The sequence below is a fragment of the Paraburkholderia sp. genome (genome assembly GCF_035501035.1).
Taxonomy (GTDB): Bacteria; Pseudomonadota; Gammaproteobacteria; order Burkholderiales; family Burkholderiaceae; genus Paraburkholderia.
Genome location: NZ_DATJWR010000496.1, coordinates 17965 through 27818, shown reverse-complemented (window position 1 = coordinate 27818; position 9854 = coordinate 17965). Strand labels below are relative to the sequence as shown.

At 62.8% G+C, this 9854-nt stretch carries 10 protein-coding genes and 1 pseudogene; 9 read left to right on the top strand and 2 right to left on the bottom strand.

Features of this window, described 5'->3' with window-relative positions:
• From VMJ11_RS34005 to VMJ11_RS33965, 9 genes and pseudogenes are all read left to right on the top strand, one after another.
• Positions 1-367, top strand: a pseudogene (locus VMJ11_RS34005) (catechol 1,2-dioxygenase); the annotation flags it as partial.
• Between the two features lie 111 nt (positions 368-478).
• Positions 479-1837 (top strand): Rieske 2Fe-2S domain-containing protein, encoded by a 1359-nt coding sequence (locus VMJ11_RS34000; RefSeq protein ID WP_325625587.1) that lies wholly within the window; start codon positions 479-481, stop codon positions 1835-1837.
• Positions 1834-2322, top strand: coding sequence for a benzoate 1,2-dioxygenase small subunit (gene benB / locus VMJ11_RS33995; RefSeq protein ID WP_325625586.1), 489 nt, complete (start codon positions 1834-1836; stop codon positions 2320-2322). Before VMJ11_RS34000 ends, benB begins: the two co-directional genes overlap by 4 nt.
• Positions 2323-2362: 40 nt before the next feature.
• Positions 2363-3385, top strand: a complete 1023-nt coding sequence (gene benC / locus VMJ11_RS33990; RefSeq protein ID WP_325625584.1) for a benzoate 1,2-dioxygenase electron transfer component BenC — start codon at positions 2363-2365, stop codon at positions 3383-3385.
• A 2-nt stretch (positions 3386-3387) separates the two neighbouring features.
• On the top strand, positions 3388-4158 hold the full coding sequence (gene benD / locus VMJ11_RS33985) for a benzoate diol dehydrogenase BenD (protein WP_325625582.1): 771 nt from the start codon (positions 3388-3390) through the stop codon (positions 4156-4158).
• Between the two features lie 3 nt (positions 4159-4161).
• Positions 4162-5391 (top strand): benzoate/H(+) symporter BenE family transporter, encoded by a 1230-nt coding sequence (locus VMJ11_RS33980; protein ID WP_325625580.1) that lies wholly within the window; start codon positions 4162-4164, stop codon positions 5389-5391.
• Complete coding sequence (locus tag VMJ11_RS33975) at positions 5384-5782, top strand: RidA family protein (RefSeq protein WP_325625578.1); 399 nt, start codon at positions 5384-5386, stop codon at positions 5780-5782. The genes VMJ11_RS33980 and VMJ11_RS33975 overlap by 8 nt, the downstream gene beginning before the upstream one ends.
• Before the next feature lie 32 nt (positions 5783-5814).
• Positions 5815-7071 carry a GTPase gene (locus tag VMJ11_RS33970; RefSeq protein WP_325625576.1) on the top strand — a complete coding sequence of 419 codons (1257 nt, stop codon included), beginning with the start codon at positions 5815-5817 and terminating at the stop codon, positions 7069-7071.
• Positions 7068-8654 carry a GTPase gene (locus VMJ11_RS33965; RefSeq protein ID WP_325625574.1) on the top strand — a complete coding sequence of 529 codons (1587 nt, stop codon included), beginning with the start codon at positions 7068-7070 and terminating at the stop codon, positions 8652-8654. Before VMJ11_RS33970 ends, VMJ11_RS33965 begins: the two co-directional genes overlap by 4 nt.
• A 135-nt stretch (positions 8655-8789) precedes the next feature.
• On the opposite strand, the gene VMJ11_RS33960 is transcribed toward VMJ11_RS33965, so the two are convergent.
• Together VMJ11_RS33960 and VMJ11_RS33955 are read right to left on the bottom strand one after the other, a co-directional pair.
• Complete coding sequence (locus tag VMJ11_RS33960) at positions 8790-9200, bottom strand: metalloregulator ArsR/SmtB family transcription factor (protein WP_325625573.1); 411 nt, start codon at positions 9198-9200, stop codon at positions 8790-8792.
• Positions 9197-9838 (bottom strand): peroxiredoxin, encoded by a 642-nt coding sequence (locus tag VMJ11_RS33955; protein WP_325625571.1) that lies wholly within the window; start codon positions 9836-9838, stop codon positions 9197-9199. Before VMJ11_RS33955 ends, VMJ11_RS33960 begins: the two co-directional genes overlap by 4 nt.
• Positions 9839-9854: the final 16 nt, after the last annotated feature.

Here is a 9854-nt window from a genome sequence, read left to right as displayed (position 1 = left end):
CGAATTCCGCACGCTGATGCCGGTGGGCTACGGCTGCCCGCCGCAGGGCGCCACGCAGCAGTTGCTGAACGGGCTCGGTCGCCACGGCAACCGTCCGGCTCACGTGCACTTCTTCGTCACGTCCGGGAACACCCGCAAGCTCACCACGCAGTTCAACATCGAAGGCGACCCGCTGATCTGGGACGACTTCGCCTATGCCACCCGCGAAGAACTGATTCCGCACGTGGTCGAAAAGACCGGTGGTACGGCGCTGGGCCTGAAGGCCGATACGTACAAGGACATCGAGTTCAACTTCACGTTGACGCCGCTCGTGCAAGGTAAGGACAACCAGATCGTCCAACGCCCGCGCGCTTCGGCCACGGCGTAACTCTTCGAGGCAGCGGCGCGACAACGCGGCCGCTGCCCGCTTCTCCGCGAGAATCATTCGACACCGATGCATGGCCTGCGTACAGCGTGAGACATGCATAGGAGAGCTAATATGTCAGTCATCATCGACAAAGCCAGTGATCTGGATCACCTGCTGTCCAACGCCGTGCAGGACGACAAGCAGACCGGCGTGTTCCGTTGCCGCCGCGACATCTTTACCAATACCGACTTGTTCGAACTGGAGATGAAATACATCTTCGAGAGCAACTGGGTATACCTGGCGCACGAAAGCCAGATTCCTGATAACAACGACTACTACACCACGTGGATCGGCCGCCAGCCGGTGGTCATCACGCGTGACAAGACCGGTGAGCTGCATGCCGTCATCAACGCCTGCGCGCACAAGGGTGCCATGCTGTGCCGGCGCAAGCATGGCAACAAGGGCAGCTTCACGTGTCCGTTCCACGGCTGGACGTTCTCCAATACCGGCAAGTTGCTGAAGGTGAAGGACGAGCGGACCACGGAGTATCCGGTCCAGTTCAACAAGGAAGGATCGCATGACCTGAAGAAGGTCGCGCGCTTCGAGAATTACCGTGGCTTCCTGTTCGGCAGCCTCAATGCGCACGCCATGCCGCTGGAAGACTACCTTGGCGAGTCCCGGGTCATCATCGACCAGATCGTCGATCAGTCGCCGAACGGCCTCGAAGTCCTGCGCGGTAACTCCTCGTACATCTACGACGGCAACTGGAAGATGCAGATGGAGAACGGCTGCGACGGCTACCACGTCAGCACCGTGCACTGGAATTACGCCGCGACGATGGGGCGGCGCAAGGAAGACGGCACCCAGGCCGTGGATGCCAACAGCTGGAGCAAGTCGGTCGCCGGCGTTTATGGGTTCGAACACGGCCACATCCTGTTGTGGACCAACACGATGAACCCGGAAGTGCGGCCCGTTTATAAGCAGCGCGAAGAAATCCAGGCGCGTGTGGGAGCAGTGCAGGCAGACTTCATCGTCAATCAAACGCGAAACCTGTGCCTGTACCCGAACGTGTTCCTGATGGACCAGTTCAGCACGCAGATTCGTGTGGTACGCCCGATCAGCGTCGACAAGACCGAAGTCACCATTTTCTGCTTCGCGCCGAAGGGCGAGAGCGCAGCGGATCGCGCCACGCGCATTCGCCAGTACGAGGACTTCTTCAATGTCTCCGGCATGGGCACTGCCGATGACCTGGAAGAATTCCGCGCCTGCCAGGTCGCTTATGCGGGCACGACCGCGCTGTGGAACGATCTTTCGCGCGGCGCGCCGCTGTGGGTCGACGGCCCCGACGCGAACGCGACGAAGATGGGCATCAAGCCGCTCATTTCGGGCGAGCGCAGCGAAGACGAAGGCCTGTTCGTATGCCAGCACGAATACTGGGTGCATGTGATGCGCGACGCCCTGAAGAAGGAACGCGAGGAGGCGCTGGCATGAGCAACGATTACCAGAAGATCTGCGCCGCGCTGTACCGCGAAGCACGCCTGCTCGACGATCGCCAGTGGGAAGAGTGGCTCGCCTGTTACGCCGAAGATGTCACGTACTGGATGCCGGCCTGGGACGACGATGACCAGCTTACCGACGACCACGAGTCCCAGGTCTCGCTCATGTATTACCCGGATCGTGGCGGCCTCGAAGACCGCGTGTTCCGCATCAAGACCGAACGCAGCGGTGCTTCGATGCCGGAGCCGCGCACGAGCCACAACGTGACGAACGTGGAAATGCTGGCCGAGCGCGGCGATGAAGTGGACGTGCGCTACAACTTCCATACGCTGAACCACCGCTACAAGATCACCGACCACTTCTTTGGCACGATGTTCGTCACCCTGCGCAAGGTGGGCGACGACTTCCTGATTTCATACAAGAAGATCGTGCTGAAGAACGACTACATCCGGCAGGTGCTCGACATCTATCACGTTTGATGTCGGGTTTCAGGAACTACATGGGAACGAAGGAGACACCATGTCCAGCTACAAGATTGCACTGAATTTCGAGGACGGTGTCACCCGTTTCATCGAATGCAAGGCGGGCGAGAAGGTCCTTGATGCGGCCTTCCGCGCGAGGATCAACCTGCCCATGGATTGCTCCGATGGCGTGTGTGGCACCTGCAAGTGCCGCGCCGAAAGCGGCAGCTACGACCTGGGCGAAGACTACATCGAGGACGCGCTGACCGAAGACGAAAAGGACGGCGGCCTCGTGCTCACCTGCCAGATGGTGCCGCAAAGCGATTGCGTGATTGCCGTCCCCGCGTCTTCCACGGTGTGCAAGACGGGGCAGAGCAAGTTTGCCGCAACGGTGGCGAAGGTCGAGCAACACAACGACGCCGCGGTCGTGCTCGAGCTGGATGTGGACGCGTCCGGGCCGGTGTTCCTGCCGGGCCAGTACGTCAATATCGACGTGCCTGCCAGCGGCCAGCACCGCTCGTATTCTTTCTCGTCGGCGCCGGGCGAATCGAAGGTCAGCTTCCTCATCAAGAAGATTCCCGGCGGCGTGATGAGCACCTGGCTCGAATCCGCGCAGCCGGGAACGAAGCTCGATTTGATCGGGCCGCTCGGCAGCTTCTATCTGCGTGACGTGCAGCGGCCGCTGCTGTTCCTCGCGGGCGGCACGGGCCTGGCACCCTTCCTCTCGATGCTGGAAGTGCTCTCGCGCACCAACTCGCAGCAGAAGGTACATCTGATCTACGGCGTGACCCGCGATCTCGACCTCGTGCTCGTGGAGGCCATTGAAGCCTACACGGCGAAACTGCCGAATTTCAGCTACGCCACCGTGGTTGCGGAAGCGGAATCGAACCATCCGCGCAAGGGCTGGGTGACGCAGCACATCCCGGCCGATGCGCTCAACGACGGCGACGTCGACGTGTATCTGTGCGGGCCGCCGCCGATGGTCGATGCGGTGCGCAAGCATTTCGACGACGCCGGTGTGAAGCCCAACAGCTTCCACTACGAGAAGTTCACTCCCAACGTCGTCCAGAAGGCGGCCTGATCATGCGACGATTCGAAGGTAAGGTCATGGTCGTCACCGGCGCGGCCCAGGGCATTGGCCGTGGCGTGGCGCTGCGTGCGGCTGCCGAAGGCGGCAAGGTGCTGTTCGTCGATCGTGCGGATTTCGTTGCCGAAGTGGCGGCCGAGGCGCAGGGCGCGGACACGGCAGGATTCGTCGCCGATCTCGAGACGTATGAAGGCGCGAAGGCGGCGATGGATTTTGCGGTCCAGCGGTTTGGCGGCATCGACATCCTGATCAACGGTGTGGGCGGTGCGATCCGCATGCGTCCGTTCGCGGAATTCGAGCCGGCGCAGATCGACGCGGAAATCCGTCGTTCGCTCATGCCCACGCTCTATACGTGCCATGCGGTCTTGCCGCATCTGCTCGCGCGCGGGCGCGGAACCATCGTCAATGTGTCGTCGAACGCCACGCGCGGTATCCGCCGCGTGCCGTATTCGGCGGCCAAGGGCGGTGTCAATGCGATTACGCAGTCGCTCGCCATGGAGTACGCGGAGCACAACATTCGCGTGGTCGCCACCGCGCCAGGCGGCACTGATGCGCCCGCGCGTCGAATCCCGCGCAATGCCGCCGGCGACAGTGAGCAGGAAAAGGTCTGGATGAGCGAGGCCGTGCAGCAGGTCACCGAATCGACCTTCTTCAAGCGCTACGGCAGCATCGACGAGCAGGTCGCACCGATCCTGTTCCTCGCTTCGGACGAAGCCAGCTACATCACCGGTTCGGTGTTGCCGGTTGCCGGCGGCGACACGGGCTGACCCATGAGTGCCTGGTCCCAACTCGTGAAAGACGCCTCGCTGCCGGCGATTGTCGCCGGCAGCATTGCCACGTTGATTTCATTCGCCGGCCCGCTGGTGCTCGTGTTCCAGGCCGCACAGGGCATGCCGCACGCGCTGCTGGAATCGTGGGTGTGGACGATATCGATCGGCTCCGGCCTGCTGGGTATCGCGCTGTCGCTGCGCTACACGGTGCCGGTGGTCATCGCGTGGTCCGCGCCGGGCTCGGCGCTGCTGATTACGTTGCTACCCACGGTGAGCTTTCCCGAGGCGGTTGGCGCCTATCTGGTTGCAAGCGTGACGACATTCGTGATCGGCGTGAGCGGCACCTTCGACAAGATCGTCTCCCGGCTGCCCGCCGGCATTTCTGCGGCAATGCTTGCCGGCATCCTGTTCGGCTTCGCGGCGAAGATGTTCGTTGTCCTGCCTGCGCAACCGGTGATGGTCGGCGCGATGTTTGTGGCGTTCTTCATCGGCCGCCGCTGGTTTGCGCGCTATGCGGTGGTTGGCGTGCTGGCGGTGGGCGCGCTCATTGCCGTGCTGGGCGGCAAGCTCACCGGCCACGTGCCTTCGTTGCAGTTCACGGTGCCGGCGTGGACCATGCCTCATTTCGGCTGGCAGGCGATCGTCAACGTCTCGCTGCCATTGATGGTGGTTGCACTGACCGGACAGTGGGTGCCCGGCATGGCGGTGTTGCGCAACAGCGGCTACGCGTCGCCATCGGCCGGACCGCTGATTGCCTGGTCTTCTGCGGTTTCCGCCATGCTTGCGCCGTTCGGCTGTCACGGCCTGAACCTTGCCGCCATCACGGCCGCGATCTGTACTGGCCACGAGGCGCACGCCGATCCGGAAAAACGCTACGTCGCGGGCGTGGCCGGCGGCGTGCTGTATCTGATCCTCGGCTGCATTGCGGCCACCGTGTTGTCGCTGTTCGCCATGTTGCCGAAGGAGTTGATCGCCGCGCTCGCCGGCCTCGCCTTGTTTCCGACCATTGCCAACGCGATGGCCGCTTCGATGAGCGACGTCAAGGACCGTGATGCCGCGTTGGTCACGTTTATCGTTTCGGCATCCGGAATGTCGTTGTTTGGGTTGGGCGCCGCATTTTGGGGGCTGTTGTTCGGCCTGGCAGCGCACGCGCTCCTGCGATGGAAGTTTTCTCGCGAGGCCAGCGGCAATTCGGAATCGAGTTCGTATGGGAGCGCATTGAATGACTGAGCGTGAGGCCATCATTCCCGAGGGAATGGAAGCGGTGTACGAAAAGATCCGCTATGCGCCCGCCGTCAAGGTCGGCAACACGATTTACGTGTCCGGCCAGATTGGCCGGGACAAGCGCATGCAACTCGTGCAGGATCGTGAGGCGCAAATGGTTCAGGCATTCGAGAACCTGAAGACGGTGCTGGCGGCTGCCGGTGCCACGTTGCGCGATATAGTGGATTTGACCACGTTCCATACGGACATGCGCGATCTGCCGCTATTCATGCGCGTGCGCGATCGTTACCTCGATACCCATCCGTTGCCGGCCTGGACGGCGGTGGGAGCACACATGCTGGGCGGCGAAGCCGGTTATTTTGTCGAGATCAAGGCGGTGGCCGTATTGGCGGAGTAATTTCACGCTTTTGGACAAGGGAGGAGCCGAGGGTGTCTAGCGAACTTCATCAGCAGGCAGCATGCGACGTCGCATCCGTGCTGCCCCATCGCGCGAAGGATATCGCGCGGCTGAAAATCCTCGTGAGCGCAGGAGAGCCCGTCGTCACGGTCATCGGCAAATATAATCACGGCAAGAGCAGCCTGCTCAATGAGCTGATGGGTCGCGACGCCTTTGCCGTGTCCGACAAGCGCGAGACCGTGAACCTGTCGGACAGCGTGAACCTGGGCGTGCGCTGGCTGGACGCGCCGGGGCTCGACGCCGATGTCGGCAGCGAAGACGATCGTCATGCCCTGCAAGCCGCGTGGCTGAAGTCGGATATCCGTCTGTTCGTGCACGCCGCCAAGGAGGGCGAACTGGACGCGGCGGAAATGGCGCTGCTCGCCGAACTGCACGCGGACAGCGCGCGAACGCAGCGGCAAACCTTGTTCGTGCTTTCGCAAGTGGACCAGCTGGCGGACGAAGGCGAATTCCAGAAAGTGGGCAGCGCCATTGGCGAGCAGGTGCCGGGCATTACGCTGAACGCCGCTTCCTCCACGCGTCATCGCAAGGGGCTGGAGGGCGGCAAGAAGCTGATGCTCGAAAAGAGCGGCATTCCTGCGCTGCGTGCGGCGCTGCACTCGGGTCTGGCTCGCGTGCCACAGGCGCGGGCTCATGAGAGCGCGCTCCTGTTCGGCGAAATCGGCGCGGAACTGCAAGCGCTTCGCACCGGGCAGCAAAATACGCTCGAGGGTTTGCGCTGGAAACAGCAGCAACAGCTTCAGGACTTCGGGCAGGGGCTGGAGGCCGTTATCGGCAAGGTGAGCGGCGACATCGGCGCGATGTTGGATGCGCTCGGCACGGACCACGCTACCGTGCCGGACTCCGCGAAGGATGCCTATGCGATCACGGCCGGGAAACGGGAACGCGCTCACATCCAGATTGCCTACTCGCGCGCCTGCATCGAGATCGACGGCTTTCTCGCCGGACACGGTGTGATCGGCCTGCCGGCGGAGCAGCAAACCGCGGCGCGCAGTCTGAACTCGGTGATGGTCGCTGTCATGGGCGTGTCGGTGAAGTTCCGCAAAGACTTGCGCAGGATGTTCTGCGAAGCGCCGGGCCGGGAACGCATGCAGCGCGATTTCACTCAGTATTACGAAATGTCGGCAGACAGGCGCGCATTGGCCACGCTCATTTCAGATACGGAATCGGCCGTTGCCGCTTCGGACAAGGCCTCGACCGCGTTGCACGCACTGGAAACTGTCGCATGAAAGCGCAAGCGAGCCACGAACAACGCTTCATCGCCGAGGCTGACGAGTTCGAGTTCACTGCGCGCGATGTCGAGCAACTCCTGCATTCACTGGACGATTGGCTCGCCAACCTGAGCGAGGAACTGCGAAGCAACCGGTTGGCGTGCGCTGGCTTGAAAGAGCACAGTGCGTTGGCGGGTCAGGCCGAGACGGTCAACACCGTACTGCGCGAAAGCATGCAGGCGTGGTCCCGGCAATGGGCCGATCTGGAGCAGGCGCAGACGCTGGCCGACACCTTCGGCGACAAGGTGTTGCTACTGGTGTTCGGCAAGTTCAATGCCGGCAAGAGTTCGTTCTGCAATTTTCTCGCTGACCGTTTCGTCGCGCATGGCAAACCCGTGCAGTACTTCTACCTCGACGCCGGCCGCATCGTGGAGATATCGGAACGCTTCAAGGAAGGCACGACCGAAACCACGTCGCGCCTGCAAGGCGTGCGGCTCGGCGAAAAGCTGGTTCTGCTGGATACGCCCGGATTGCACTCGATGACACCGGAAAACGCAGCGTTGACCCAACGCTTCACCGACAGTGCCGACGGTGTCCTGTGGCTCACCAGTTCCACCTCGCCCGGGCAGGTTCAGGAACTCGACGATCTGGGCCGCGAACTTCACCGCAACAAGCCGCTGCTGCCGGTCGTGACCCGCAGCGATGCGTACGAAGAAGACGAAGTCGAAGGCGAGATCCTCAAGGTCCTGTGCAACAAGCCCGCCCGAAGCCGCGCGCAACAGGAGGCCGATGTCAAGGTGCGAGCGCAGGAGAAACTCGTGGCGATGGGGGTGGACCCGGCGCTGCTGAAGCCGCCCGTGTCGATCTCCGCCCACGTGGCACGCGAACAGGGGCAAACGGCGCAGGCGATGACCGAGGCCGGATTCGAAAGGCTCTACGGCGCATTGCTCGATATCACCGAGCCGACATTGGCATACAAGCGGCGCAAGGCGGCCGAAATGATGCTGCACCACCTGGAAGAAAAAGTCGTGGGTACGCTGAGTGCGGAGGTTTTGCCGTTGCTGGCCGAGTTGAGCCTGTCTTCGCAAGTTGCCCTTGAGCGGCTCGATCGAAAGGAGGAGGAAATCGCCGGCGCGGTGTGGCGTAGCGTCGTGCCGACACTGCCGGGGTTGCTGGAGCAGCATGCGGCCGCGCGTGACGTAAGTGCGACATGTCATGCCTTGTCCCAGGCGATCCTCGATTGCTTTTCGCTCGAAGCGGACGAGCAGTTGGCCGGCTACGTCGTTGTGGATCCTCAAGCGTCGCACGCCCAGATCGAACTGGACGACGATGCGGATTTCGATGAAATTGTGGTCGAGCGTGCCGCGGAAAACGGGCATCAACGCGAGGTCGTGGGTGTCGATTATGCACGCCTGCATGTCGCGCTCGGCAAGGCGATTCGCGAAAGTCTGCTGCGCCTTTCCAGCCATTCGGTGGAGCAGTGCCGCGCTTCGATCGCGCGATTGCAACAAGGCTCGGGGCAATTGAAAAGCGCCATGCGGGCCCGTGAGCGAGACTTGCTCGATCTCAAGCGCAAATTGCGCGCCGAGTGCGTGGAATAAGGCCGTGCCTGTGCCGGTGTATGTCCACGCGCGCTCGCTTGGCGGCGCCAATAGGAAGAGCGTGCAGGGTATCGGGACTCGAGGCACATGGCCGGATGCCGGCTGGCCCCGGCCCCTGGTGCAGTCCAGGCACCCTCACTTGCCCAGATGCGCGAACCGTGCGGCGTCGCCAAGCGCGGGCGGCGGCGAGGCCGGGGCCGGCTCAGCAGAAGCGTCCGGCGCGCCTTGCGCAGGCAGCTTGATGCCGAACGCCACGAGCAGCATATCGAGAACGGCGCGCACGGGGCCGTCGCCCAGCGAATACAGGATGGACCTCGACTCCCTGCGCGTCTGAACCAGCCCCGCTTTGCGAAGCTCGGCAAGCTGCTGGGAAAGCGTGGGCTGCTTGATGTCGAGTTGTTCTTCCAGTTGCCCCACGGAGCGCTCCCCTTGCGCGATCTGGCAGAGCAGCTGAAGCCGGTTCGCATTGCCGAGCACGCGCATGAGCTCCGCGGCCTCGTTGGCAAGCTCCTTGAGCGCCTCGAAGTCGGCGGCCGCGGTTTTCATCGCGAATCCCGCTGACGGAAATACCAGGCCGCGCCGTCCTGTCCGCTATCCAGCGCGGCTTCGAGCGAGGTCGGGGCGAGTTCGAGCAGCGGCATTCCTTCCTGCCACCCTTCCGGCGTCGAAGCGCCGCTGGCGTCCGCGGTCTGCACGGCCCGCAGGAACCGAAGCTGCTCCGCAACCGAGCGCCCCACGTTCAGGGGATACCACGTGATCGCACGGATCACGCCTTGCGGATCGATCACATAGCTCGCCCTGATTGCCGCGGTATCGGGCGCGACCGGATCGAGCATGCCGTAGGCGGTCGCAATGGCCATCGACGGATCTTCGATGATGGGAAACGTCACCGATACGCCGAACCTTTCGCGAATGTCGCGCAACCAGGCGAGATGCGAGTAGAGGCTGTCTATCGAGATGCCCAGCAGTTTGCAGCCGAGTGCGTCGAACTGGTCTTGCGCTTTCGCAAAACTGATGAACTCGCTCGTACACACGGGCGTGAAGTCGGCAGGGTGGGCGAACAGAAGCAGCCAGCTGCCGCGGTAGTCGGCGAGCGAGCGCTCGCCGCAAGTCGTTCTCGCACGGAACTCCGGCGCGGGGTCGCCGATGCGCAGCGGGCGGGCGGGGGTAACGGTGTCGTTCATGGTCGTTTCCTGTCTG

Excerpts from the sequence above, each read along its gene's own strand:
- benC (WP_325625584.1), top strand. The coding sequence starts at position 2,363 with ATGTCCAGCTACAAGATTGCACTGAATTTCGAGGACGGTGTCACCCGT.
- benB (WP_325625586.1), top strand. The coding sequence starts at position 1,834 with ATGAGCAACGATTACCAGAAGATCTGCGCCGCGCTGTACCGCGAAGCA.
- VMJ11_RS34000 (WP_325625587.1), top strand. The coding sequence starts at position 479 with ATGTCAGTCATCATCGACAAAGCCAGTGATCTGGATCACCTGCTGTCC.
- VMJ11_RS33960 (WP_325625573.1), bottom strand. The coding sequence starts at position 9,200 with ATGAAAACCGCGGCCGCCGACTTCGAGGCGCTCAAGGAGCTTGCCAAC.
- VMJ11_RS33955 (WP_325625571.1), bottom strand. The coding sequence starts at position 9,838 with ATGAACGACACCGTTACCCCCGCCCGCCCGCTGCGCATCGGCGACCCC.
- benD (WP_325625582.1), top strand. The coding sequence starts at position 3,388 with ATGCGACGATTCGAAGGTAAGGTCATGGTCGTCACCGGCGCGGCCCAG.
- VMJ11_RS33975 (WP_325625578.1), top strand. The coding sequence starts at position 5,384 with ATGACTGAGCGTGAGGCCATCATTCCCGAGGGAATGGAAGCGGTGTAC.
- VMJ11_RS33965 (WP_325625574.1), top strand. The coding sequence starts at position 7,068 with ATGAAAGCGCAAGCGAGCCACGAACAACGCTTCATCGCCGAGGCTGAC.
- VMJ11_RS33980 (WP_325625580.1), top strand. The coding sequence starts at position 4,162 with ATGAGTGCCTGGTCCCAACTCGTGAAAGACGCCTCGCTGCCGGCGATT.